The organism is Helicobacter sp. T3_23-1056 (assembly GCF_053654535.1).
Map to the genome: position 1 here is coordinate 42,563 of NZ_JBSIUU010000003.1, position 26,627 is coordinate 69,189.

Annotated in this window: 23 protein-coding genes; 15 read left to right on the top strand and 8 right to left on the bottom strand. The window is 40.2% G+C overall.

All coding sequences use genetic code 11. The features are described 5' to 3' along the window. Positions 1–75 precede the first annotated feature (75 nt). The 3 genes from ACWIUO_RS02245 to ACWIUO_RS02255 all read left to right on the top strand — a co-directional run bounded on the left by ACWIUO_RS02245 (position 76) and on the right by ACWIUO_RS02255 (position 2,159). On the top strand, positions 76–312 hold the full coding sequence (locus tag ACWIUO_RS02245; protein ID WP_454176319.1) for a hypothetical protein: 237 nt from the start codon (positions 76–78) through the stop codon (positions 310–312). Between the two features lie 339 nt (positions 313–651). Then, positions 652–1,578, top strand: a complete 927-nt coding sequence (locus ACWIUO_RS02250) for a hypothetical protein (RefSeq protein WP_454176320.1) — start codon at positions 652–654, stop codon at positions 1,576–1,578. A 173-nt stretch (positions 1,579–1,751) separates the two neighbouring features. Beyond that, positions 1,752–2,159, top strand: coding sequence for a hypothetical protein (locus ACWIUO_RS02255; protein WP_454176321.1), 408 nt, complete (start codon positions 1,752–1,754; stop codon positions 2,157–2,159). A 338-nt stretch (positions 2,160–2,497) separates the two neighbouring features. On the opposite strand, the gene ACWIUO_RS02260 is transcribed toward ACWIUO_RS02255, so the two are convergent. Beyond that, positions 2,498–4,045: a PhoH family protein gene (locus tag ACWIUO_RS02260; RefSeq protein WP_454176322.1), complete on the bottom strand. Its 1,548-nt coding sequence runs from the start codon at positions 4,043–4,045 to the stop codon at positions 2,498–2,500. A 202-nt stretch (positions 4,046–4,247) separates the two neighbouring features. On the opposite strand from ACWIUO_RS02260, the gene tpx reads away from it, so the two are divergent. Together tpx and ACWIUO_RS02270 are read left to right on the top strand one after the other, a co-directional pair. Continuing rightward, complete coding sequence (gene tpx / locus ACWIUO_RS02265) at positions 4,248–4,748, top strand: thiol peroxidase (RefSeq protein WP_454176323.1); 501 nt, start codon at positions 4,248–4,250, stop codon at positions 4,746–4,748. Between the two features lie 461 nt (positions 4,749–5,209). Continuing rightward, positions 5,210–6,754 carry a flagellin B gene (locus tag ACWIUO_RS02270; RefSeq protein WP_454176324.1) on the top strand — a complete coding sequence of 515 codons (1,545 nt, stop codon included), beginning with the start codon at positions 5,210–5,212 and terminating at the stop codon, positions 6,752–6,754. A gap of 285 nt (positions 6,755–7,039) precedes the next feature. Here ACWIUO_RS02270 and ACWIUO_RS02275 read toward each other — a convergent pair whose 3' ends face one another. The 4 genes from ACWIUO_RS02275 to ACWIUO_RS02290 are packed head-to-tail and all read right to left on the bottom strand — an operon-like array spanning position 7,040 to position 11,653. Then, positions 7,040–7,876, bottom strand: coding sequence for a hypothetical protein (locus ACWIUO_RS02275; RefSeq protein WP_454176325.1), 837 nt, complete (start codon positions 7,874–7,876; stop codon positions 7,040–7,042). Next, positions 7,873–9,348, bottom strand: coding sequence for a sialidase family protein (locus ACWIUO_RS02280; protein ID WP_454176326.1), 1,476 nt, complete (start codon positions 9,346–9,348; stop codon positions 7,873–7,875). The genes ACWIUO_RS02275 and ACWIUO_RS02280 overlap by 4 nt, the downstream gene beginning before the upstream one ends. 56 nt (positions 9,349–9,404) lie before the next feature. Further along, entirely contained in the window at positions 9,405–10,340 is a 936-nt protein-coding gene (locus tag ACWIUO_RS02285) for a N5-glutamine methyltransferase family protein (RefSeq protein ID WP_454176327.1), read from the bottom strand. 38 nt (positions 10,341–10,378) lie between these two features. Beyond that, positions 10,379–11,653: a M48 family metallopeptidase gene (locus ACWIUO_RS02290; RefSeq protein WP_454176328.1), complete on the bottom strand. Its 1,275-nt coding sequence runs from the start codon at positions 11,651–11,653 to the stop codon at positions 10,379–10,381. A 224-nt stretch (positions 11,654–11,877) separates the two neighbouring features. On the opposite strand from ACWIUO_RS02290, the gene pyrG reads away from it, so the two are divergent. Continuing rightward, positions 11,878–13,518 (top strand): glutamine hydrolyzing CTP synthase, encoded by a 1,641-nt coding sequence (gene pyrG, locus ACWIUO_RS02295; RefSeq protein WP_454176329.1) that lies wholly within the window; start codon positions 11,878–11,880, stop codon positions 13,516–13,518. A 12-nt stretch (positions 13,519–13,530) separates the two neighbouring features. Further along, the gene (locus ACWIUO_RS02300) at positions 13,531–13,767 is read left to right on the top strand and encodes a hypothetical protein (RefSeq protein ID WP_454176330.1); all 237 of its coding nucleotides are present in this window, start codon (positions 13,531–13,533) and stop codon (positions 13,765–13,767) included. Positions 13,768–14,135: 368 nt separating this feature from the next. Here the strand turns inward: ACWIUO_RS02300 and ACWIUO_RS02305 are convergent, their stop codons facing one another. After that, the gene (locus tag ACWIUO_RS02305; RefSeq protein ID WP_454176331.1) at positions 14,136–15,431 is read right to left on the bottom strand and encodes a hypothetical protein; all 1,296 of its coding nucleotides are present in this window, start codon (positions 15,429–15,431) and stop codon (positions 14,136–14,138) included. Beyond that, positions 15,432–16,466 carry a tRNA dihydrouridine synthase gene (locus tag ACWIUO_RS02310; RefSeq protein WP_454176397.1) on the bottom strand — a complete coding sequence of 345 codons (1,035 nt, stop codon included), beginning with the start codon at positions 16,464–16,466 and terminating at the stop codon, positions 15,432–15,434. It abuts the gene before it with no gap. 404 nt (positions 16,467–16,870) lie between these two features. Here ACWIUO_RS02310 and ACWIUO_RS02315 point away from each other — a divergent pair, with 404 nt between their 5' ends. The 8 genes from ACWIUO_RS02315 (at position 16,871) to ACWIUO_RS02350 (ending at position 25,262) form a co-directional block, all read left to right on the top strand. Further along, entirely contained in the window at positions 16,871–17,680 is an 810-nt protein-coding gene (locus tag ACWIUO_RS02315; protein ID WP_454176398.1) for a cysteine ABC transporter substrate-binding protein, read from the top strand. Between the two features lie 90 nt (positions 17,681–17,770). Further along, on the top strand, positions 17,771–18,952 hold the full coding sequence (locus ACWIUO_RS02320; protein WP_454176332.1) for a trans-sulfuration enzyme family protein: 1,182 nt from the start codon (positions 17,771–17,773) through the stop codon (positions 18,950–18,952). Between the two features lie 118 nt (positions 18,953–19,070). Further along, positions 19,071–19,991: a PLP-dependent cysteine synthase family protein gene (locus tag ACWIUO_RS02325; RefSeq protein WP_454176333.1), complete on the top strand. Its 921-nt coding sequence runs from the start codon at positions 19,071–19,073 to the stop codon at positions 19,989–19,991. A 195-nt stretch (positions 19,992–20,186) separates the two neighbouring features. Continuing rightward, the gene (locus ACWIUO_RS02330; protein WP_454176334.1) at positions 20,187–21,365 is read left to right on the top strand and encodes a metallophosphoesterase; all 1,179 of its coding nucleotides are present in this window, start codon (positions 20,187–20,189) and stop codon (positions 21,363–21,365) included. 189 nt (positions 21,366–21,554) lie between these two features. Continuing rightward, positions 21,555–22,562 (top strand): alpha/beta fold hydrolase, encoded by a 1,008-nt coding sequence (locus tag ACWIUO_RS02335; protein WP_454176335.1) that lies wholly within the window; start codon positions 21,555–21,557, stop codon positions 22,560–22,562. 188 nt (positions 22,563–22,750) lie between these two features. After that, a complete protein-coding gene (locus tag ACWIUO_RS02340; RefSeq protein ID WP_454176336.1) occupies positions 22,751–23,470 on the top strand; it encodes a hypothetical protein in 720 nt (239 codons plus the stop codon). Next, positions 23,398–24,960 carry a DUF6056 family protein gene (locus ACWIUO_RS02345; protein ID WP_454176337.1) on the top strand — a complete coding sequence of 521 codons (1,563 nt, stop codon included), beginning with the start codon at positions 23,398–23,400 and terminating at the stop codon, positions 24,958–24,960. The genes ACWIUO_RS02340 and ACWIUO_RS02345 overlap by 73 nt, the downstream gene beginning before the upstream one ends. Beyond that, on the top strand, positions 24,957–25,262 hold the full coding sequence (locus ACWIUO_RS02350) for a hypothetical protein (protein WP_454176338.1): 306 nt from the start codon (positions 24,957–24,959) through the stop codon (positions 25,260–25,262). The genes ACWIUO_RS02345 and ACWIUO_RS02350 overlap by 4 nt, the downstream gene beginning before the upstream one ends. Here ACWIUO_RS02350 and ACWIUO_RS02355 read toward each other — a convergent pair. After that, positions 25,259–26,386, bottom strand: a complete 1,128-nt coding sequence (locus ACWIUO_RS02355; protein ID WP_454176339.1) for a potassium channel family protein — start codon at positions 26,384–26,386, stop codon at positions 25,259–25,261. The two genes, ACWIUO_RS02350 and ACWIUO_RS02355, sit on opposite strands and share 4 nt — an antisense overlap. Positions 26,387–26,627 lie beyond the last annotated feature (241 nt).

A 26,627-nucleotide genomic window follows, 5' to 3' on the forward strand; every position in this document is an offset into this window, starting at 1 on the left:
TTTGACACGAAATAAAACAATCAAAACTTGTGTCTAGTTGTCAAAAAACAAAACATTGTATGCTAGAATTTTTCTATGGCAAAAATTGATGAAATCAAAGAACGATTGACAATGTTACGATTTTGGCTAGGCATAGTGGTGGCTACTTTTTTAGCCATCTCTGGCTGGTGTATCACAAGCTATGCTGTGGCTCATTTATTGTTGCTTGCAGGTGCGGTGATATTATTATTTTTTCTGCTTGTGATTGCATTTTTTATCAACAAAGCAATAGACAAAAAATGCAGAGACATAGGCAAAGCAAAAAGGAAATAAAAGGATTGTTTATGGAATTTTTAATTTTTGGTATTGTATTTTGTGGAATAGGTTTTATAGGTTTTTTAGCTCTTAACACCGCAATGAAAGAGTTGAATAACTAGCATTTACTTTGCTTGCTAATGCAGGCTAGATAGCTTTAATATCGTTTGCAAAATGAATAAGTTGGTTAGTTTGCTTTATGCGAAGCAAGTATCAAAAACTTTTATACAAACAATATTTTTGCCAATATTTTTTCAAAGAATAGATTTGCGCATATTTTGTAAAGTATTTTTGCGGGCGTTTTTTTGTGTGTTGGTTGGGGCGTTTTTTGTGCAGGCACATTGTAGTGAAGGATTTATGACGCTAGCTCAAGCTAATGTAAAAACAGCCTCTAAACCAACCCCAAAATCAAGCGCAACAAAAAATCTAACTACAAAACAAAAAAACACGCAAACACGGCAAAAAAGCCCTACCAACGCAGAATCTAAGCAATCTAAAAACGAAAAAAGCCCAAAATCTAAAAACACAAATCAAAAAAATACGAACGCAAAAGAAGCTAAAGAATCTAGCGAATCCAAAAACACAAAACAAAATCAACAACCAACTAACCAAGCACCACAGCCAAAATCCCAAGCCAAACTTCCCTACTCAAAAAAAGAACTAAAAGGGCTAGATGATTTTTTGGAATCGTTGCCAAAATACACGCAAAAACAACTCCAAGAACTGCAAAAAGAAAAAGAGATTTTCGCGCTAGCAAACCACACTCAAACCACCCAAGAATCTAAATCAAAAGCCTTAAAAGCTCATTGCCAAAAAGGCTCTGCAATCGCTTGCTCAAGCAGCACTATCTCAAACCAAAATCCAAATGATTTTCAAAAAGCTCAAAAAATGCTACAAAAAGAATGCGAAGCAAAGCCACCAAATGCCAGAAGCGGGCTATATTGCGCTAGGCTTGCGGATAAATATTTGATAGGTAAATCCAAGCAAAATGCGTTTGAAAAATCCTGTCAATTAGGCGAGCCACTAGGCTGCATAGGCGCGCTAAGTGGCAAAATCAACTCCAAAAAACGCAAAAAATATATCATCATCGCCCACGCCATAAGCGAAAATCTATGCGAAAACGGAGAGGGAATCTACTGCGGAGTGGTGGCTAGCGTGCTAAATTTTAAGCTAGTGGGAGGGGCGGAGTATTACGCCAAAAAGGGCTGTGAGGAACTGCACGATAGGCTTACTTGCCTAATTTTAGAGAGGCTAGAAAACAAACCAAAATCTATGCGCAAATAGCCATAAAATCTACGCTACATTTGTCGCGAACTTAATATGAAATTACTACGATTTTGCAAATTTTTAACAAAATCACAAAATCTAGTAATGGCTACATTGCTTTGTTATGCTAAGGGCATAGCCTAATTCTTACGAAATCTAAATATGACAAACTTTCATTATCGCAAGCGGTTTTGTCAAATCCGCGTGGCAATCTACAATGTAATATAAACAAAATAGATTGCCACGATTCTGCAACTTTTGACAAAGTTGCAGAATCGTGCCATGACGGCATTGTTTTCCCCTCCCTTGCGGAGGGGGCTAGGGGGTGGGTATTTTTAAATTTTACCGCCGACATTATAGGCAAGGATTCTACTTCCGTCATTGCGAGCAAAACACAAGACTTGCGTGGCAATCTATATCCACAAAGCGCAAAACACGCTTTTGACAAACCGAATAAAATAGATTGCCACGATTCTGCAACTTTTGACAAAGTTGCAGAATCTCGCAATGACGGCAATGCAAATTCTTTCAATGACAAGATTGTAAATTTTGCTAGTGCAAAATCTACCCACCCAACCCAACGGGTTGCGAGGCGTTAGCCGAAGCAAAACCCCCTCCGCAAGGGAAGGGGTTTTTAATTCCCCAAGCAAATCGTCATTGCGAGCGAACGCTAGTTAAGCGTGGCAATCCATAAGCAAAAAAACATTATCATAATTCAAGTGCAAGGAAGTATCCAAACATAAAAAATCTGCAAAAAAGTTGTTTGATTTATCAAGCACTATAAAAACTATCAAAGATTATCAAAAATTATCAAAAACTATCAAAATCACTTAAAAAACTCTAAAAATCCTCCAAAAATCTCTAAAATCTCTAAAATCCCTAAAAAACACCCATAAACAACTACCCAATAACCCCCAAAATCCCTCAAAAAAATCCATCAAAAACTCTCCCCAAACCATTGTGCGACACTACTTCGTATCGTTTGTCGTAGCTGGATTCCTGCGATAATATCCTCGCTTAACGCCTTTTGCAATAAACTTACTGCCCCATTGCGAAATTTACTCAAATACGGATGGTCAATTTGCGCCCAATCCCCCAAAAACACGATTTTGCTATCCTCTCCTAGCCTTGTGCCAATGAGCTTAATCGTGGCGTTTGAGGCGTTTTGGACTTCATCAAAAATGACAAATTTTTTGCGGATAGTTATCCCGCGTGCGTGGGCAATATCCACCACTTGAATATTGTGCTTTTTGATAAAATATTCTGTGGCGTCCTCTTTGTGAATAGTATTTACATCGCCACGATATTCTATGTAGTTTTTCATCGAAGTGCTTTGCAAAGAATCTATCGTAAAATTTATCGCGCTATAAAGCGGATACATAAAATACCCTAGTTTTTGTTCTTCATCGCCCTTGCGAAATCCTAGCTCGGCTTCTTTATCGCTCGCTGTTACGGTGTTTCTTAGGTAGATTATGCCATCGACTATGCCTTCTTTTTGGAGGTAGATTCCTGCTTGCAGGGCGATTAGGGTTTTGCCTGAGCCTGTGGAGCCTGTGGCGATGGTGGCGATATTTTGTTTATTTATTAGCAGGGCAAAAAGCATTTTTTGCTCTAAATTCATAGGCAAAATATAAGGATTTGCCTCTTTTATTAGGTTATCTAGTTCTAGTTCATAAAATTTCCCGCTAGATTTGCTCCCCATTTTTATGCCAAATCGCTTTTTGCCCGTGAGATATAGTGAGCTATCGGTATTATCTTGCTCATCGATTTGGATAAGACTCCATTGGCTAAGGGCTCTAAAATCCTTGCTTTTTTCTAGCGTGGCGATATCGGCGTCTTTGTGGAGCAAAAATCTATGCCAAAAATCTATATCGCTTGGATTTTCCACGCGGTCGCGAAATAGCGATTCTGCTTTAATATTGCTAGCAAGGCAGCGGATTTTTAGCGACATATCATTGGTAAGCAAAATCAAATTATAATCTTTGGCGATTTCTGCGATTTTGGCGTCATTTAGCCCGTATTCTAGGGATTTGGTTTTGTAGTTTTGGCGAAAAATCACAATAAGCGGAATGCGCGTTGTTTTTGTTTGCGGATTTGGGTTATTTGGGCTAGTGGATATGCTTTGACGGATTTCATAATGCACTATGCGGACAAAATCCCCCTCTAAGATTTTAGGCAAAATCTTAGAAGTAGCGCAAGTGGCGGTGGTGGCTGGGGTAGTGGATTTTGTGGATTTGGTGGCGTTTGTAGATTTTGCGCTAGTCTTGGCGGATTTGTGCGTGCTAGATTCTGCTTCATCAACGATATTGCGGAAAAACTCTCGCGCAAAAAATCCAACCTCGCTAGAAGTCTTTTTTTTGTCAAGCTCTTCTAAAACAATATCGCTTACAAAAAGAGTGTTTTTGGAATCTTGGTAGAGATAAATGAGATTTTGCGGGTCATCTAAAATAATAGAAGTGTCGATAAGGTAGGATTTTTTGCTCAAAATTTGCCCCTTTTTATTTAAATTGTCATTTTAACCTGCATTTAGTTTTATTTTGTTACAATTCTTTGTGCGTAAATCATTTGCTACATTTTGCTTTTTGATTTTAGCAAAAACGCGTTTTAAAAAACGCATTTGGCACGATAAATGCAAGAGGCAAAATTGTAGCATTGTGATTTTTAAAATCTTATAAAAAGGAGACAAAATGTCAGTAACTTTCAAAGGAGCACCTGTAAGCCTTGTAGGCAAGCAACTAAAAGTCGGCGATATTGCCCCACAAATCGAGCTTGTGGATAAGGATTTAAACCATATCAAAGTCGGTGGCGCACTAGGCAAAAAACAAATCATAAATGTCGTCCCAAGCCTTGATACAGGGATTTGCCAGATTCAGACAAAACGATTTAACAAAGAAGCTGCTAGCCTAAGCAACGCGGTGGTTTTTGTGGTGAGTATGGATTTGCCATTTGGTGCGGGTAGATTTTGTGCGGTAGAAAATATCGATAATATCGTGGTGGCAAGCGATTTTATGGAAAAAACTTTTGGCAAAGAATACGGGCTTTTGCTAGCAAATACCCCGCTAAAAGGTTTGCTAACTCGCGCTGTGATTGTCCTAGATGAGAGTGGCAAAGTCATCTACCAAGAAATCTGCGAGGAAATCAACAAAGAGCCAGACTATGAGTCAGCCCTGCAAGCTGCAAGGGTGTAATCTCTAAAAAAGCTAGAATCTAGCTAGAATCTTTTGTAAAACATATAAAATCATTGCAAAAGATTCTAGTTTAGAATCTTTTTAGATTTTGCAAAAATTTGTAAAATCTAAAATCTACGAAAACTCACAACTTGCCTTATTACTTTTTTTCTCCCCGAAAATTCTTTCACAACTCCTTAGAAAATACTTGATTTTATGCGTTTATTTTCGCGCTTTTTATGCGTTGCCAAAAATCGCGCTACAAAAATTTGCGCTAAAAAGTTTGCGTGTAAAATTTTAACCCCGTTTTTTTCGCTATTTTTTTGCCATTTTTTTACGAAGTTTGAAAATTTTTGTATTTTTTACATTTTTTGCTACACGCAAAAAATCCGTGCCGAGTATCGACAAAAATCCATTTACTTTAAATTTTTGGAACACCACTTGCTTTATCCATTTGCCAAATTCCACCGCGAAGGATGCAAATGAGTTTCAGGATAAACACAAACATTGCTGCGCTAAATGCGCACACCACAGGCGTAGAGAACAATAGGTTGCTAGCAAGCTCGCTTGAAAAGCTTAGCTCAGGGCTTAGAATCAACAAAGCCGCTGATGACGCTTCGGGTATGGCGATTGCGGATAGTTTGCGAAGTCAAAGTGAGAGCTTAGGACAGGCGATAAGAAATGCCAATGACGCTATCGGTATGATACAAGTAGCCGATAAAGCGATGGATGAGCAAATTAAGATTTTGGATACGATAAAGACAAAAGCTATCCAAGCCGCTCAAGATGGGCAGACGCTAGAGTCTCGCCGTGCGCTTCAAGCCGATATTCAGCGATTACTAGAAGAGCTAGATAATATCGCAAATACCACTAGCTTTAATGGTCAGCAAATGCTATCTGGTTCTTTTTCTAACAAAGAATTTCAAATCGGCGCATACTCAAACACCACTATCAAAGCCTCTATCGGTCCCACAAGCTCGGATAAAATCGGGCATGTGCGTATGGAATCCTCATCTATACTAGGCACAGGTATGCTAGCAAGTGCTGCAGGCAAAAATCTAACCGAAGTCGCGCTAAATTTCCGCGAAGTAGATGGGCTAAATAGCTATGAGCTAGAGACTTGCAAAATCTCTACTTCCGCAGGTATGGGCGTAGGACACCTAAGCGAAATCATCAACAAATTTTCAGATACGCTTGGAATCCGCTCTGCTTATAATGTCCTAGCCACAAGTGTCGATCCCGTAATGTCTGGCACGGTAGAAAAGCTAGTCATAAATGGCACAACCATAGGAACGGTAAATGATGTGCGCAAAAATGACTCTGATGGACGGCTAATCAACGCCATAAACAGCGTAAAAGAGCGCACAGGCGTGCTAGCATATCTTGACATCACAGGGCGACTAAATCTCTCCGCCCCCGATGGCAGAGCGATACAAATCCACGCTGAAGGCGATGCGGCAACCGTGTTTGGTGGCGGGGATTTCAACGGCATATCAGGCTGGAATCACGCAATCATCGGACGCCTAACACTTATCCGCACAGATGCGCGCGATATTTTGGTAAGCGGGGTAAATTATAGCCATGTGGGATTCCACTCCGCACAGGGCACAGCAGAATACACGGCAAATTTGCGCGAGCTACGCGGAATCTTTGGCGCAAATGTGGCTAGCGCGTATGGTGCAAATGGCAATGTCGCGCAAGCGGATTTGAATTGGAAAGGTATCGGCGCGGGCGTAACGACACTAAAAGGTGCAATGCTTGTTATGGATATGGCGGATTCTGCACGCGCACAGCTTGACAAAATCCGCGCAGACATAGGCTCTGTCCAGCTCCAACTTGTCGTAACCGTAAATAATGTCTCCGTAACGCAAGTCAATGTCAAAGCCGCAGAATCTCAAATCCGCGAAGTGGATTTCGCTAGCGAATCCGCAAACTTCTCTAAACACAATATTTTGGCTCAAAGCGGTAGCTTTGCTATGGCACAAGCAAACGCAGTCCAACAAAATGTGCTTAGATTGCTACAATAGTGATAAATCTTTGGTAGCATAAATGGGCTAGGGCTTTTGGCTAAAAAAGCCCTTAGCGTTTTGGATAGTTTTTTGAGTAGTTGTTGAAAACTTTTTAAATAGATTTTTAATTATGATACAAAATGTCATAATGTAAGAATCTATTTGCTTTTTTTGCTTACAATCTTTTCACTGCTTTTTTGGCAGTCGTGTTGGTTTTGCTTAGTTAGATTCCACGATATGTTTAAGAAACTATTTTTACTTCACTAGATTTTTGGGCTAGATTTTGAGATTAGATTTTTTAAGCTAGATTTTTAGACTAGCTTTTTTTGATATGTCGTGCTTTGTCGCAAATCTAGCAAACGCATAAACCACACTCACCCCACAATAAGCCCACAAAAACGCATCAAAACAATAATCCCACGCAGGCAAATCCCCCAAAATCTTGCTATGATACACTAGCAATGCACACACCAAACTAACCCCAAATCGCTTGCTAATCAAATATGCAAAAAAAGCAAAAATCCACAAAACTACCGCTTGAAAATCTGCATAATAAAAATCAAGCCATTTACCTTCAAAACCACATACACTAAGCAATCCACTAATGCTAAAAATCCCTCCCAAAAATTCCAAATACACCCCCAAGCACACGACAAAAATCACAATTTTTGCGCGCAGGTCAAAAAATCCACAATCAAAAAATCCACAAGCGCAAAATGGGGTAGCAAAAAATGATGATTTTACATTATTCTCACAATTTTTTGCATCGCCACTTTTTGTCCCATCATTTTTTGCTTCACAATTTTCTTTCTGCCAATTTTTTGCCTTACAATTTTTTGTTTCCCAAAATCTCGCATTCCCAAAATTTTGCCTTACAAACATAAAATCTTTTGTCAAAATCCCTGCTATGCTCCACGCGCTTGCTATCAATAAAAGCACGCTAGGTGTGCCAAAAAGCGCATACACATACCCGCTTAGACTAAAATCTAAAAACGGCACAAGCAAGACAAAAAATCCCACTACGCAAAAAATGATTTTGCTAAAAACATTTGGCAAAAATCTTTGTGCTAAAAATAGCGCGACTGATACAAGCACGATACTTATTGCGACTTGGTTTGCAAAGATATGGATTTCATTCATCGTGTTTTAGCCTCTTTTTTGGATTTCGTGGATTTTGCGGATTTTGGGTTGTTAGATTTTGAGAGTTTTTGCAAAATATATGTTTTTGGCAAAATAGCCGTGCGGATATGCTCCCTCCCAAAAGTATAAGAAATATGCACAAACTCGCTATTTTGCGCCACGCTAGGATATGAGACTTCCCTCCCTAGTAGCTCATCTAGCTTCATTACGGGGGTAAATATCGCTTTCTTAGAATCGCTAGATAAACTAGATTCTTGCAAATCAAAATCCTCCACGCTAGCATTTTGCACGCTAGTTTTTCTCACGCTAGATTCTTGCAATTTATAGAGCCATAGCTCCTCTCTAGGATTGCCACCATCGCTTTTTACGCGATTATGCAGTAGCAAGATATGAGAATCTAGCCTAAAAAGCACCGAAGAAAAATCAAAATTTGACAAATTGCTACGCAAAATCTCACACTTGCTATTGCCAAAATCTGCTTGCTTTTCACAAATCGCCGTTTTCATTATATTATCGCTTTTGATATTATCGCCTTTGTAGTTTCTAAACACGCCAAAAAATGAGTCAAAATCTAGCGGGACAAAGCTAGGCTGAAGCTGATTTATCGCATTTGGAGAGCTAAAAGCATAGCGCGGAGAAATGGGCTTAAAGATAGTCTTAGTCGCAAGCGTAGAATCCACATAAAGCAAAAGCGGATATTTTTTGGCAAACTCATTATAAATGGGGAGAATAAAATCGCCATTTTCTAGCACCATCGCAGGATTTCGCACAAGGTGTGATAGATTTAGAATCGGGCTTAAATGCAGCTCGCGCACAAATTTTACGCGTTTAAGAGAATCTACAAACAAAAAATGATAGATTTTAGAAGTAGCCCAGCCACCCATACTCACGCCCACTACAAACAAATGCACCCTGCCCAAACTATCCACAAAACTCACAGGATTGCCTAGCTTTTTGATAAATTTTCCGCTCATTTTTGATAAATCCTGCGGACACAAAATCGCTTTTGGCTCGCTCCAAAAAAAGCCATTTTTATCTAGCGTGGCGACATTTTTTTGCGCAAAAAAACTTTGATAAATGCAAACATCGCTAGCCCCCTCCCTGCTACCTGCAAAATATAGCAACATATTTTTGGCATTATTGGCTTTTGTTAATTGCAAGTTTGATATATCGATGATTGCGCTTGCGTGTGCGGATTTTGTAGCATTTGGCACATCAAAAAATAATGGCGTTTGCGGGGGCTTAGATATGGAGTTTGGATTTTGCGGTGCTTGTGAATTTGGTTGTGGATTTGCAGGAAAAGCAAGTGTGAATTTTGGGCTAAGTTGTTTATTTTGATTTATATATATATATATATATTCTTGCAAAACAAATATTCCGCATAAAATCCACGCAATCAAAAACATTAAATGTGTTTTGTAGTTTTTGATTTTTGATGAAAATTTAGTTATGTTTTTGAGTGCGTTTTTCAAATGATTCCTTATTTTAAATTTATTGCTACATAAATCTAGCGTTACTTCTATAAAATCTAGTGTTTAAGCATAGCGACAAAGCCTCTTTTTAAGCCATTTAAGTCATTGTAAAATTCCGCTTCGTAGCCATTTGCGCTAAGCAGTGGGGACAAAATCCGTGCTAGATTATATCCTATTTCGCAGGCTAAAATCTTTATTTCGCGCTTAGCACAAAGGCTGATTATAGATTCTAGGATTTCGCTTCCTTTTTCCCCGCCAAAAAGTGCTTCCTTTGGCTCATAAGCGACATTTGGGGGCAGGGTGTAATCATTTGCGATATATGGCGGATTTGAAAACACTAGCTCAAAATCCGCGCTAGAATCAAAACCAAAATCCACGCTAGATTTTTGACTAGATTTTGGGGTAATTTTTTGGCTAGATTTTGTGTCAATTTTTGGGCTAGATTTTGGATAGATAGGCTTTGTATTGTCTAAAAGAGAGGTTTGCACTAGGTTTATGCGTGATTGTAGTCCAAAAAATGCTATGTTTTTTTTGGCTACTTCTAAAGCGCGCAAACTAATATCGCTAGCAGTGATATGAACTTTTTTGCAAGCCCTAGCCACGCTTATGCTTAGCGCACCGCTACCTACGCCGATTTCTGCGATAGATTTTAGATTTTGCTTTTGTATTATTTCGCACACTTTTTCGACCAATATTTCACTCTCAGGGCGCGGAATCAGCACGCTAGAATCCACATAAAAAACCTCGCCAAAAAAACTCACACTATTTGTTAAGTATTCTATGGGTTCATTTTGCGCTCGTCTTTTTACAAGCGCGAAAAACGCCTCTTTTTGCTCCAAATCAAGCATTTTTTCGCTATGTGTGTGTAAAAAAACTCGCTCTTTTTTTAGCACATTTCCTAGCAAAATCTCCGCTTCAAATCGCGCTTTTAAAATCTGCGGATTTGCTAAAAAAATCTGCGTAGCGTAGTCTAGCGCGTCTTTTATCGTCATTAGATTTTACTGCGTTTGTGTCGCTTTAAAAAAGCATTTTAAAGCGACTTGTTAGAATCTTTTTTGCCACAATCTGTATGCGTATCATCTATCTGTGCTTCATCTTTTTGCATAGAAGTGCTAATAAGTCCATCTAGCACGCATAGTCGCTCTAAAAGTGGCGGGTGAGTGTAGTGAAAAAATGTATATAGGGGGTGAGAATGCGGAAATGATTTATTTTCATTTACAAGTCTTATGAGGGCTTCTTTTAGGCAATGCGGGCTTGTAAGAGATGCGCCATATAAGTCAGATTTATACTCCGCCCTGCGACTAAAATACGCGCTAATAGGCATCACCCAAAACGCAATCACAGGCGCGATAAGCAGTAGCATAACAATCGTAGTGGCACTATTATCTAGCACGCCTAATGTCTCAAAAAGAACTGAAGGCAAATGCCCCGCGACAAAAAACAATCCAAACAAAATCAAGCCTGATACAAAAAGATTAAAAATAATATCTTTGTTTTTAAAATGTCCTAGCTCGTGTCCAAGTATGGCTAAAAGCCCATCAGAGCTTACTTTGTCTAAAAGCGTGTCAAAAAGCACCACGCGCTTAGAAGTCCCAAGCCCGCCAAAATACGCATTTAGCCTATCATCTCGCCTGCTAGCATCCATCACAAAAATCCCATTTGCCTTAAATCCAGCTTTTTGCATAAGGGATTCTATTTTGCTTTGCAAATGCTCATCATTTAGAGGGGTAAATGTATTAAACATTGGCGCAATAAGCGTGGGATAAAGCATATTTACCAGCACCACTAGACAAAATATAATCCCAAACCCCAAAACCCACCAATACTCATACTCCATAACCCAAAGCAAAATCCAAAGCACCAAAAACCCAAACACCACAATAAGCGCAAAAGCCTTAATCATATCGCTAAAAAAAATCGCTTTATTTGCGTTTGAAAATCCATATTTTTTATCCAAAAACAGCTCTTTGTATGCTTTAAAAGGTAGATTTAGCCCCCACGAAATCAGCAAAAATCCCAGCACAAATACGATAAATCCAAGCCCAGATTCCTCTATCAAAATCTCTTGCCACCATCTAAGCCCAACGCATACCCACGCCACAAAGATAATCGTATCATACAAAGTATTGATGATAGATAGTTTTAGATTTTCTAGCGCGTATTTTGCAGAAGTGGCATAATCTTGCGGGGGCAAAATCACAGCGGGGGATTTTGCACGGGATTTTACATACTTTATTTGCACAATGTCAATGATGACGCTTGGCAGTGTCAAAAGAGCGATATAACTAAGGCAAAAAATAAGCATTTAGATTCCTTGAAAATGTTGAAATGGTATTTCTATAAACGATTAACCAAATAAAAAAATAGAATTGTAGGGCAAAAATATAAATCTAAAAATAATGAGTTTGTAAGGATTTAAGTAGGTTTTGCAAGGATTTTATAAGCTGCTTTTGTATAAGATTACACCACGAAGTTTAAAAATTACTTGCACGCAAGATTTAAGCGACCCCACAAAAAAGGCTAAAAATAATGAAAAAAATAAACAACACAAAATATATTTTTGTAACAGGTGGCGTGCTTAGCTCGCTTGGAAAGGGGATTTCCTCATCTTCTATCGCTACACTTTTAAAACAAAGTGGCTACAAAGTAGAAGTGCTAAAAATCGACCCTTATATAAATATCGACCCGGGGACTATGAGTCCGCTAGAGCACGGAGAAGTGTTTGTAACCGCTGATGGCGGGGAGACGGATTTAGACATAGGGCATTATGAGCGGTTTTTAAACACAAGCCTTACAAAGAAAAATAACTTCACCACTGGGCAAGTCTATCTATCCGTAATCGAAAATGAAAGGCAGGGAAAATATCTAGGCAAGACAATCCAAATCGTCCCGCACATAGTCGATGAGATAAAGCACAGAATCAAAGCCGTAGGCAAAGGCAATGATTTTTTGGTAGTCGAGCTAGGGGGGACGGTAGGCGATATGGAGGGAATGCCATTTTTAGAAGCGATGCGCCAGCTCCGCCACGAGCTAGAAGAAAACCAAGTGCTAAATATCCATGTAACGCTTATCCCACTACTTCGCGCCGCAGGCGAGCTAAAAACAAAGCCCAGCCAACATTCTGTCCAAGAACTCCGCAGAATCGGCATATCCCCTCAAATCATCATTGCCCGCACCGAAAAACCCCTAAGCAAAGAGCTAAAACGCAAACTAGCATTTGGCTGTGATGTGGCAAATGATAGCGTGATAGAAGCCCTTGATTCTACGAGTATTTATCAATGCCCGCTAAATTATCTAAAAGAGGGGATTTTAGTGCCCATAGCGCGTGCATTTGGACTGCCACAAATAAAACCTGATATGCTTGAATGGGATAGCCTAGTCAAAAAAATCCTATCCCCAAAAGATGAAGTCAAAATCGCATTTGTAGGCAAGTATTTGGATTTAAAAGAATCCTACAAATCTTTGACAGAAGCCCTAATCCACGCGGGAGCAAATATCGATGTGCGCGTAAATATCAAGTGGATTGATAGCCAAAATCTAGATTCTAGCAATGTGGCAAAAGAGCTAGAAGATGTCGATGGCGTGCTTATCCCGGGGGGATTTGGCTCTAGAGGGATTGATGGCAAAATCTGTGCTATTTCGTATGCTAGGACGCAAAAAATGCCATTTCTTGGAATCTGTCTAGGAATGCAGCTTGCCATTATCGAGTTTGCACGCAATGTGCTAGGGATAAAAGAGGCGGATTCTAGCGAGTTTGACACCTCTTGCAAAGAGCCTTTTATTTATTTGATAGAGGATTTTATCGACCAGCAGGGCATAAGCCAAATCCGCACGCACACTTCGCCTATGGGCGGGACGATGAGGCTTGGCGAATATGAATGCAATCTAAAACCAAACACAAATCTAGCCAAAGCCTATGACAACGCAAAAACTATCAAAGAGCGACACCGCCACCGCTACGAAGCAAACCCCAAATACCGCGCTATGCTAGAATCTAGCGGGCTAATCATCAGTGGCGAATCAAAAAACGGACTTATCGAAGCGGTAGAATTGCAAAATCACCCATTTTTTGTCGCTGTGCAGTTTCACCCAGAATTTACCTCCCATCTCCAAGCCCCAAATCCCATTATTTTAGATTTTGTCAAAAAGGCATTAGAATCTAAGTTTTGACTTTTTTAGATTTTGATTGCCACGCGGACTTTTTACAAATCCGCGTGGCAAGCCACACACGCCGTCATTGAGGAAATCTGCGACTTTGCAATAAATCACAAATTTGTGGCAATCCACAAAAGAATTTTGTTATACTCAAGCGCAAGCGAAGTATCTCTAAACTTCAAAACTAAAACAGAGATATTTCGCGCTAACGCGCTCAATATGACAAAGAAATTTTCGTCATTGAGAGATTCTAGGCTTTTATGAAAAAGACTAGAATCGTGGTAATCCACCCTCCCATTGTCATTGCGAGCGTGGCTATGCCACGCGTGGCAATCTATCGCTACAAGCTACCAAAAACACACTTTTGATAAAATCTAATCAAATAGATTGCCACGCGGATTTTTTACAAAATCCGCTCGCAATGACGGCTATGCAAATTCTCACAATAACAGCAACACTTCTCATACTAAAATTTCGCAAGAAACCCGCAGTATCTTAAAAATCCAAAAAATGCAAACAGCGATAATTTGCGCTTTTGCGTTTTATATGAGGGCGATATGCTTAGAAAATCAACTAGATTCTAAGATATTTCAAAAGATAAATGGCATCTCAAATGGCAAATATGGCAAAACTCAAAAACTCAATGTGAAGTTTAAAAACCATTCATTTTCGCGAGATAGGACATATTTTTGGCGAAAAAGCGTTTCGCTTTTTGCGTCATCTGCACGCACCGCACCAGCCGTGCAAGTGCTACCTGATATTTGACATTGTAGCCCATTATACCCATACCACCGCTCTGTGGCGATGGAGTAAAAATTATGCTTGTAGCCTAGATTTGCGCGCCAAAAGCGCGTGACATACATCGAAACTCCATAGCGCAAAAATCCCCCACTTCCCGAAGCAAAAAACACATCATCTAAATTGCTAGCTTTGCCACCTTTGTAGTCGGCATTATTTGCTGAAGCTAGCTCGTTTTTAAATGTTTTGTTGCTATTGCTACCTTGCGTGTATCGCCCAAACTCTATCCCCCCGCCAAAAAACACCCCCACGCGCAAATATGCTAAGCGATTTTTCCACCACGATTTCTCCGCCCCCACCGCCTTTCTTAGCCAATAATCAATCGGCGCATTTAGCACAATATCTCCCCCAATCCCAAATGTCATAAAAGTCCCATTATCTGCTAGCGTGCCTTGCAGAGATTCGCTAGGTTGCGGGGTTTTATCAAAAGTAAAATTATCTGTTTTTACATTGTTTGGATTGCTAGCATCAATAATGCCTATCCCGCCATTTGGGATATTATTTGTGCTTGTATCGCGTGTGCTAGAGCCTGCGACTAGCTTGCCTAGTCCGCCATTTTTGGAGCTAAATTCCCCAAAAAGTCGCACACCCAAAATATCAAATTTATCAAAAAAATGCTCTACGCCTATTTCTAGGGTGTAGCCTTTGGCTAGCGCGCCTTGATATGTCGCGCTTGTGGTGTCGCCACGACAGAGTTGGTTTGGGCAAGTGGGGACTTCTTTGCTCATAGAGTTTTTGTTGCTAGTGTGAGTGGCACTTCCCCCTAGTATCCCGCTACTTACATAGATATGGAGCAAATCTCCGATAAGATTTCGCTTTTTTTTAGCCATCTCATCGCTACTTTCATTTGGAGCAGAATCCACAAGCCTAGTGATAGAATCTTGGGCTAATTCGTCTTTTAAGATTTCGGTTTCTTGCGTGTCTTTGGGGTTTTCTAAATCATTAGAATTTGCAGATTTTGTTAGATTTTTGCGCATAGCGCGTCTTGGTTTTTTTAGCTTAAAATATTTCGCGTCATTTATTCGCGCTTTTGTTGTGTCTTTTTTTTGGGTGGCACATTGCGCGGGAGTCATAGCGCATATAGCACACACCATAAAGGCACAAATGATTCTCAAACAAATTTTTTTCATTTACACACTTTTTTTGTTTAGCTCGATTATTTGGGGCAGTGGCGAAGTGATAAATGAACTATCAAAAAATTCCTCTATCGCTTCGCGCATAGATGTTGGATTTGTTATGCTATTTACCACATTTCTAAACGCACTTGCCCCCTCTTCCCCTTTGGCATAGGCGTGCAGGTTTTTGCGAAACATTATCGCCCCGCGCTCGCCATAAAAATCAATCATTGAGTCAAAATGCTCTAGCACGATTTCGCGCTTTATGACTTTTGGTAGCTCTTGGTTTGCGAAGTTTGCGCTAGATTTTGTGCTAAATGTGCTAGATTTTAGATTTTGTTTGATTTGCCAAAAAATCCACGGAGATTTTAGCGCGGCACGCCCTATCATCACGCCATTTGCACCTGTAAAATCTAGCACTTCTCTAGCTTTGCTTGGGCTATCTATCTCGCCATTTGCGATGAGCGGGTGAGATAAAATCTGCTTCATACTCGCCAAAGCATTATAATCAACGCGCTCTTTTTTATACGCATCGGCTTTTGTGCGTGCGTGCGCTACGACAAAATCCACATTTGTGTCATTTAGCGCGTTTGCAATCTCTATGGGAATCTTTTTGTCAAACCCTAGTCGCACTTTTACGCTTGTATATGGGGCATTTGTTTTTTCTTTGATAAGATTTAGGCATTTTACTAATAAATCCAAATCTTTTAAAAGCCCGCTTCCATTGCCGTGATTTGCGACTTTTGGGGCTGGGCAACCGCAGTTAAAATCTAGTATGTCAATGTGGTTTTGGTCATTTTGTGCGTTTAGCACTTCTATTGCCTTTGTGATGATGTCTGGTTTTGAGCCTGCGATTTGGACAGAAAAAGGCGTTTCGTTTGGGGATTTTGAAATCATTTTTAGCGTCTTTGCACTGCTAAAAGCTAGGGCGTGAGAGCTTATCATCTCACTCACAGTAATATCTACGCCAAAACGCTTTACCACCTTGCGAAATGGCAAATCCGTATAGCCTGCAAGGGGGGCTAAAAATAATAGATTTTCAAATATGATTTTGGGTTTTTTTTGTGTGGCTTGTGTTGCTTGTGTGTCTTGGCACATACGCGTTTCCTTATAGATTTTATAAAATTTCATATTTTTAGATTTTTTAGAAGCAAAATCTATGTCATTTTTTATAGCGTCTTGCGTGGCAAAGATTTAGAATCCAAGATTCTAGCACAAAATGCAAAAGGCTTAACAATTTTATGACATAATCGCAGACTTAATTTCGTGCTTTTTGATGCGTAAAGATTTGCAAAAAGATGCGCAAAAAAAAGCGTGATTTTAGCAGGCGGTTGCGTGTGAAAAAAAGTGTGAAAAATGCAAAAAAACTCGCATTTAATGCAAAAAACTTCTACAAAGGATACAAAGGATACAAAATGAAAAATGTGCTAAAAAACATAAAACAAGTGAAAAAAATGTTGGCTTTGTGTGCGTTGTCTTTGGGGATTTTAGGGATTTTTAGCCTAAATGGCTGTAGCGATGAAAATCGCAACCTAGAATCCATAAAAGCAAAAAATGAGCTAATCATCGGCGTCTTTGGCGATAAACCACCTTTTGGCTACATAAATGAGCAAGGGCAAAATGTAGGCTTTGATGTATATATCGCAAAAAGGCTAGCACAAGAGCTTTTGGGTAGCCAAGATGGCGTGAAATTTATGCTAGTGGAGGCGGCAAATAGAGCTGAATTTTTGCGCTCAAACAAAGTGGATATAATGATGGCAAACTACACAAAGACGCCAGAGAGAGAACAACAAGTGGATTTTGCTATGCCATATATGAAAGTCGCGCTAGGCGTGGTAAGTGAGGGTGGCAAAATCATCGATGTTTCCCAACTAGCAGGCAAAGTCCTAATCGTAAATAAAGGCACGACAGCGGATTTTTATTTCACAAAAAATCACCCCGAAATAAAACTACTAAAATTTGAGCAAAACACCGAGACTTTTGCCGCGCTAAAAGATGGTAGGGGCGATGCGCTAGCACACGATAATACTTTGCTTTTTGCGTGGGCAAAGCAAAATCCAAACTATCAAGTAGGCATAAAAAAACTAGGGCAAGATGATGTCATCGCCCCTGCGGTAAAAAAGGGCAATAAAGAACTGCTAGAATGGATAAATGCCACTATGGAAAATCTAGCAAAAGAGGGATTTTTTAACGAAGCGTATAATCAAACGCTAGCCCCTGTGTTTAGCGAGGATATAAAATCTAGCGATGTGGTGTTTGAATAAATGCGGGTTAAAGGCTAGTTTGTAAGGCTGTGTAAGTGCGCATAAATTCCATAAAATAGCCCAAAATATAAGCACAAACAAAGGACAAAAATGACAAAAAACCTCCACCAAGACACGCTTCTAATCCACGCAGGAGAGTGCATAGATTCTGCCACAGGGGCGGTAAATTTCCCCATCTATCAAACCTCCACTTACGCACAAGAATCACTAGGCAAGCACAAAGGCTATGAATACTCCCGCACGGGCAATCCCACTAGAGCAGCCCTAGAGCGACTAATCGCAGAGCTAGAGGGCGCAGAGCTAGGCAAAAAAACCTACGGATTTGGCTTTGCCTCTGGTATGGCAGCAAGTAGTTGCGTGTTTAGTCTTTTTAAAAGCGGGGATAAGATTTTAATCTCAAGCAATGTCTATGGCGGGACTTTCCGCGTGCTAGATAAGGTGTTTAGCCATTTTGGGCTAGGCTATGAGATAGTCGATATGCGCGATGAAAACGCGCTAGAATCCGCTATCAAAAAAAGCAAAGATTCTATCAAAGCGCTATTTTTAGAAACCCCTGCAAACCCGCTAATGACCGTTACTTCGATAGAATCCGTAGCCAAAATCGCAAAAAAACACAAAATCTTGCTAATCGTAGATAACACATTTATGACGCCATATTTGCAAAAGCCTTTGTGCTTTGGGGCGGACATCGTGGTGCATTCTGCGACTAAGTATTTGGGAGGGCATAGCGATATAGTCGCAGGCTGCGTGGTGGTGGGGGACAAAGACTTGGCTAGCCAGATTGGATTTTTGCAAAACGCCATTGGTGCGGTGCTAGCACCATTTGATAGTTTTTTGCTCATTCGAGGGATAAAGACTTTGGGCGTTAGAATGCAAAGGCATTGTGAAAATGCCCTAAAAATCGCGCAATTTTTAGAATCAAATCCCGCGATAGAGCGCGTGTATTATCCCCTGCTAGATTCTAATAGTTCAAAATCTATTCATCAATCCCAAGCAAATGGGGGCGGAGGAATGATAAGTTTTGAGCTAAAAGAGGGGTATGATTTTAGGGTATTTGTGCAATCTTGTGCGCTTATACCATTGGCAGAATCGCTAGGTGGCGTAGAATCCCTGCTTTGCCATCCATCTAGTATGACGCACGCTTCGATTCCAAAAGAGATTAGGGAGAGTGTGGGGATTAGGGATAGTTTGGTGCGACTATCTGTGGGCATAGAAAATGTCGATGATTTAGTCGCAGATATAAAAAACGCACTTCAAAAAAGCAAAATCTAACCAAAATCTAATAAATTAGAATCTAAAATAGATTTTGCAAATATCGCTTAAAAATCTAAAAAATCTATGCAAAAAGCATAGAAAATCTAAAATCAACAAACATAAAAAAGGATAAAAAATGCTGATACACTCTATCACGCAAGCGGTGCGAGATACGCCACTTTTGGAGTTGGGACATTTAAGCGTGCCAAATGCAAACAAAATCTATGGCAAATGCGAGTATGCAAACCCAGCAGGCGGGCTAAAAGACCGCACGGGAATCTATATGATAGAGCAAGCCCAAAAAAAAGGAATCTTGCACGAAAATAGCGTAATCATCGAAGCCACAGCGGGCAACACGGGGCTAGGATTAGCATTAGCGACTTTGCATACGCCGTATCGATTGATTTTGGTTATCCCTGCGCATTTTTCCAAACAAAAGCAATCCCTTATCCGCGCACTTGGCGCAGAAGTGATAAACACGCCCAAAGAGCAGGGCATACAAGGCGCGCTTGATAGGGCAGAAGAATTGCTAAAAGAGATTCCAAACGCGCTATCTTTAGGGCAGTTTGAAAACGCAGATAACCCGCAGGCGCATTATTGCCACACGGCAAGAGAGATTTATACCGAGCTAAATGGCAGGATTGATTATTTTATCGCAGGTGCAGGCAGTGGGGGGAGCTTTAGCGGAATCGCAAAATACCTAAAAGAGCAAAATCCCAAAATCCAAACAATACTATGCGACCCGCTAGGCTCACATATCGGTGGCTATGGCAAAGAAGATGAGGGCGTATGCTCTCATATCGAGGGAATCGGCAACAAAGTAACGCCTAAAACAATGGATAGCACTCTAGTGGATAAAGTGCTAAAAATCAGCGACAAAGAGGCGATAGAGGGGGTAAAAATGCTATCACTAAAAGAAGGCGTGCTAGCGGGAATCTCATCGGGTGCGTGCCTTATGGCTGCCTTAAAGCTAGCAAATCAAGTCAAAGATTCTCATATTGTTACGATATTTGCCGATAGATTGGAGAGATACATCGATGAGAGAGGTATTTTTTAGCGTGGCTATAAAAGATGATTTTTTTTTAAAAAAGTTTTTTTGGGCTTGCAAATGCGGCTTAAAAGATTTTAATAAAAGTGGGTTTTGGATAAGCAGATTTTGGCATAATTTATTAAAACAATTTCCAAACTAAGATTTTGCAAAATCTTTTGGCAATAAAGCAACAATAAAAAGAACAAAATTTAAGGAGAACAAATGCAAGACACGCCAGAATTTGCCCAAATGCAAACCATCTTTTTCCCGCTTATTGCTAGCGGGGTTTTTGTGCTTATGCACATTGTGATTTATTTTTTGCTCGTGCGCTCCATCTCGCATAGGCTGTGGCTATCTCGCGTATATGCGTGCATTTTGTGGGGAAATATGCTTTTTTGTATCGGCTATATGTGGATGCGCTCGTTTTTGGTTGCACCTAAATGGCTATTTTTTATCGTGTCGATTTCGGTGGGTGTGGCGTTTTCTTTTCTCATCGCCGCGCTTATCGCGCTATTTATCAATATCACGCTTTTTATCCTGCGCAAGCCCCAGCAGCTCACTACCAAAGTCAAGCGCACGATTTTAGTCCTTTGCTTTGTATATAGCGGATACGCGCTATATCACGGATTAGAGCAGCCTATCATTAAGCGGGCTAGTTTGGAGCTAGAGGGGCTAGAGGATTCTCTAAGAGTAGCGCAAATAAGCGATGTGCATATCGGCGGGCTTATAGATACTACTCGCGCTACGCAAATCGTGCATTTGCTAAATGATGAAAATCCAGATATTATCGTTATCACAGGGGATTTTGTCGATACAAAGCTAGAAAACGCGATAGAGAGCCTAGAAATCTTTAAGGCATTGCGCGCAAAATATGGCGTGTATTATGTGCTTGGCAATCACGAGTATTTATACGATATTGAAGCGATACTCTCTAAGCTAAAAAGCATAAATATCACCCCGCTTATCAACGAAACAATGATAATTTGGCACAAAAGCCCCGCTAGCAAAAATCGTAAAAAGCCTTTTGTAAATCTATCGGGCGTTACGGATTTGATGGGAAATCGTATGGGGGTTTTTCGCCCTGATTTTTCTGCTGCGCTTGCTCATAGGGAGGTAGATATTCCCACCATTTTTCTAACCCACCAGCCAAAAGCGATTGAATACCTAAACAAACACCAGCTTGCAAGCATTGATTTTATTTTTAGCGGGCATACGCACGGAGGGCAGATTTTCCCATTTTCGCTAGCCGTGCTTGCCCAGCAGCCATATCTAAAAGGACTGCACAAAATCGATGGTGGCGGATATATCTATGTAAGCGAGGGGAGTGGATTTTGGGGACCGCCTATGAGGGCTTTTAGCGATAGCGAAATCGCTGTGTTTGATTTTATCCCGCCAAAATGAGATTTTTAAACGCGTTTTTACGCCAAGAGATTGTTTGCCTTAAGGCACATATTTAGCACAATAAGATAAAATGTTTGATTTTAGTGTCGTCTTTGTCTAAAAATTTTTGCTAACAAATGGTTTTTGACAAACATAGATTTTGCCAAAATCTAAAATCCTATAAAAAGCACCAACTCACAAAGGAAGCAAATGCAAGATTTTAACTCCCCACCCAAAAATAGCCTAAAATCCCACACTACAAACGAAGTCAAAATCACTCGTTCGCTTGCATTTAAAAGCGATTTTGGCGAAGTAAGCTATGATGTGTATGAGCCAGCTTTTGCGCAAAATCCGCAAGCCCCCATCTACCTCGCTCAAATCGCACACGGAATGGTGGAGCACAAAGGGCGATATGAATGGGTGGCAAAAGAGCTAGCAAAAAATGGCTTCATAGTCGCGGTAAGCGACCATAGAGGGCACGGAGATAGCGTAAATGGCGATAATATCACGCTAGGCTGTATGGGGGAGGATAGCTTCCAAAAATCCGCGTATGATTTGTATAAACTCACTTGCTTACTAAAAGAGCAATACAAGCCCGATAAAGTGCTACTTTTGGGACATTCTATGGGTTCTTTGCTATCGCGCCGCTATCTTATGCTATATGGCGATACTTTGGACGCGCTGATTTTGTCTGGCTCGCCTAGCGTGAGCGAGGGGCAAAAAGAGCTAAAATGGGGCATAAGACTTGCAAAGCTATTTTGCTTTTTTAATGCAGGGCAGTTTGGTGGCAAAGTCATAACCAAAATCCTTTTTGGCGGATTTAATAAAAAATTTGCAAAGCAGGGGGACAAAACAGGGCTAGGCTGGCTATGTAGCAATGATGAAGTCGTAGAAAAATATCGCGCTGATGAAAAATGCTCTTTTCATTTTGATGCGCAGAGTTTTTTATATCTTTTTTCTGGTATGCAAGAAATTTATGGCGCGTATCCATTCCCGCAAAATCCGCATTTGCCGATACTTTTTGTAAGCGGTAGCGATGATGCGAGCGGGGAGTTTGGGCTAGGGGTGCAGAGGGCTAGGAAGCATTTGTGTGCGCAGGGTTTTGATGATGTGGAGATTTTGCTATACAAGGGTGCTAGACACGAAGTGCTAAACGAAAATCTAAAAACACAAGTGCTAGAAGACATACTACTATGGCTAAGCGTGAAGGGATTTTAGTTTTTTTTGTATAATGCGTGTTTTTTGTTTAAGTGAAATTTAGCCTAAGATTTTGCAAAAATTTAGGCTAAAAAATGTGGGCTTAAAAATTTTGCCTGAAAAATTTAGGCTGAAATCTTGCAAAATCTTAGGCAAATTTTTAGGCAAAATCTCGCAAAATCTATCTAAAAAAATGAAAGGAAAAGACAATGACAAAACGGCAAGAATCGCAATGGCAAGAAATATTTAGAAAATGGCAAGAAGTTTTTAGTATTCCAAAATGGGCTAAGATTTCTTTGGTGGTGTTTAGCGTGGTGGCGACTTTGCTTTTGGCGGGGAGTTTTGCTTTGCAAAAGTGGGCGGATTCGCAAGTAGAGAGCGCAAATCTAGTGCTAAGCAAAATCGATAAAACTAAAAGCGCGGAGCTAAGTGAAAAATCTAGCGCAGAATCTATCAGTAAATCTAGTTTAGAATCTATAAGCGGTAAATCTAGCGAAGAATCGCAAATCTATGCTTATGAAGCGCGGGTGCATTTTGCGCGTTTGGGGTTTTTGCTACGCTCAAAGACGATTTCGCGCATTGATTTGCAAAGTGTGGCTTGGGCAAATGGCATTGATTCAAATGCGATTAAAAGCATCGAAACGCACAATCGCCGACTAAATTTCACCACTACGCAAAATCTTGCGTTAGATTCGTTTGATTTGGGTGCAAATCTTGGTGCTATGAGCTATAAAATGGATTTTAGCCCATTTTCAAAATCGATTGTAAAATATTATGTTTTGATTATGATTTTAGTCGCACTTACACCATTTTTAGGCAACCCATTATCATTTAGTAAAATACCACGCATTAAATTGTGTGGGGGGGGGATTTATCCTATCAGCCCATCATATTATTTACTTCACTCTATTTATTCTTTTTCACGCTAAATTTTCTATTTCCCACGCAAAGCGATGATTTGGGTGCTGGATTTGGTGGATTAAGCGGAGCATATCAAAGCTATATAGGCTGGAATGGGCGATTAGGCGAATTATTAAGAGTCGCATTTGGCTCATATCTCGCACACACGGCACTTTATCCATTTATAAACGCGCTAGTTTGCGTGGCGTTTGTCTATCTATTTTTTATTCTCATTTTTGCACGACTGCCTTTTATGAGCGATTCTCGTGATGATTCGCGCTCAAACAATTCGCAAGATATTAGTGTGATTTGCTTTACAATGCTTTGTCTTTTTATCTTTGAGGGCTTTGGAAGCGTGTTTTATTGGGCTGCTGGGAGTTGCAATTATCTTTGGGCTTGGACTTTGATAATGGCGTGGTGTGTGCCGTTTCGGCTCTTTTGGGGCGAAGTTTTGGCAAAGGATTCGCGCAATTTTAGCAAATCAAAGCGCGAATCTATCGCAAAATCAGGCGTTTTTGCAATGCTATTTTTAGGTATATTTGCAGGGTGGGCGAGTGAATTTGGCATCGTGCTAATCATCGCTCAATTTGCATTTATTGCATTCGCACTTTATAAGCGCGTGAAAATCTCCGCTTGGTGTGTTGCTGGGATTGTCGGTTTTATCACAGGGTGGCTGATTTTGTATCTATCGCCCGGACATTCGGCGCGTGGCAATATCGTAAATGAGCTATACGACACAAAAAGCTACATAACGCTAGGCGAACTCATCGCAATGCCTTTGGTGGATAGTTTCAAGCGATTCGCAGGGACTTTTAGCAGAGACCCAATGGGCTTTTTGCTTGTGGCTACGGCGTTAATCGTGGCATTTTTGCGATTTAGATTTGGGTTGCGAAAAGTAGCCATTGTCGCGCTATCAATCGCGCTAATCGCCATTTACGCAGTGCCTATCACAAAATTTGCCTTTGTGATTTTGGTTGGTGCGATTTGCTTTTGGGCGGGATTTAAATGCAAAAAAAGCGCGAATCTTGCAAATCAAAACAGCGCGAATCTTAGCGAATCAAATCTCTTATTTGCACTATGTGGGCTATTTGTGGCGTATTTTCTAGCCACCGCAGCCACGATTCAAATAGGCGTCCCATCACGCGCAAAAGTGCCTTATATCTTGCTAGGAATGTCGCAAATCATCGTTGCGTGGCTTTTGATAAAGCCGTATTTGGCGAATTGTGTGAGATTTGTAAGTGTAGCGATTCGCGTGGTGTGCGCAATATTTGCGCTATTTGTAGTAAGCGAATGTGCTACTATGCGACTAAAATGGGAACGAATGATTGCTAGTATCGAAGCGCAAAAGGCACTCGGCGCAAAAGAAGTCATCGTAAATGCGGATACTTTTCACTCAAACTATCGTGGATATGGTGATTGGGGCAATCCAAATGAAAACGCAAATGAGTGGCCAAACACCACTTATGCAAAAGTCTTTGGCGTAGAAAGATTTGTGGTAGGGGGCGATATAAAAAAATGACAAATTTAACTAAAAATTTTGCTATCAAATTTGTCCCAAAATTATCAATAGTTATCCCGTGCTACAACGAAGAAGCCGTCATCACTACGACTTACAACGCGCTTTGTGAGAAACTAGATTTGCTCCTCGCCCAAAATCTTAAGCCAAAGATAGCTTTTTGTGCTTTGTCGATGATGGAAGCGTGGATAGGACTTGTGAGATTTTGCTATCTCTTAAAAAGAGCGAATATCTGCATAAAATTTTATATGATTCTTTTCAAAAAGCGAAATTTTATTCAAAAAACCAAAAACGCAAAATCTTAAATAAAATCTAGCTCTTTTGGTTTTTTGCTTTGTATTATGACTTTTTTGATTTCGCTTATCGCGCTTGGAGTGCCTATCATCAGCAGTTTGCATTCGCTTGTGATGACGACATCTTCATCAGGCATAGTGAAATATTTGCCATCTTTTTGGGTAACGCCTACGATAAAAACTTTTGCGATTTCGTTAAAATGCCCATCTTTTAGCTTGCGAAGCACTAACCAGCTATATCGCGGGACAAACACTTCCTCTAAATCAAGCCCCGTGTTGTTTTTGTAAGCAAATCGCTCTAATAGATTTTGCATATCAGGGCGCAACACCATCGCACTTATGCGCTGTGCCATAAGCTTTGGCGCGGAGATGACAATATCTGAGCCTAGTTTTTGGAGCTTGTCTTGTTCTTCTTCACTATGTGCGCTAGAGATGATATATAGCGGTTTTCGATTTAGCTCTTGGGCAAAAAGTTTTGATGATACGATGAGCGCGATATTATCAGATAGATTTTTAGAAAAAGTAACAATCCCTCGCGCGGCGGATAGATGAGTTTTTAGCATTGAGATATTGGACTGCGGGTCGCCAACGATATGGTATGGGTATCTATGCGAGAGGGCTTGTGCTTCAAAATCATCGCTATTATCCACGACTACAAATGGAATATGCGCTTCTCTAAACTGCTTGCTTAGCTCTATGGTGTATTCGTTGTGATAGCATACGACATAGTGGTTTCGCAACCTTGCGATATTGTTTATCATTTTTCGCTCCTTTAGGATTTTAGTTAGCGTGCCTGCATTGACAATCCCTACGATAAACGCCACACTAAAAGTGATAATCCCCGCCCCACATAGCATCAAAAACGCCGTAAAAAGTATCGCTAAAGGCGTGAAATTTCGCTCATTTAGCGCGCCAAATCCTGTATTTGTGAAAGTATAAGAGGATTGAAAAAATGCTTGCACAATCGAATAATCCTCTAATAAAAAATATCCAATCGTCCCCACAAGGATAAACACCTGTATCAGCACCAAAGGCAATCTAAACGCTTTAAATTGCTCATAAAGCTGTGGGGATAAATCTATATCAGGCTTGTTTGAGTTGCCCCATTTGATAAGTTTTTTGATTTTATTAAGCAAGCTAGAATCCTCGCTTTATTTATTTGTGCTGTGTGTGGCGTGTCATTTTGTAGTTTTTAGGGATTTATACGAAGTGTGGATAGATTTTGATTATTTGAAAAATATTTGCTAGATTTTGGCTTGAAATCCACATAACCCCAAAATAGGATTTATATGGATTTTAAGCAGGTGGATAAACTTTTTAAGATTTTTCATTTTGGTTTCTCATCAAGCATTGCTAGATTTTGCTATTTGTTAGCAT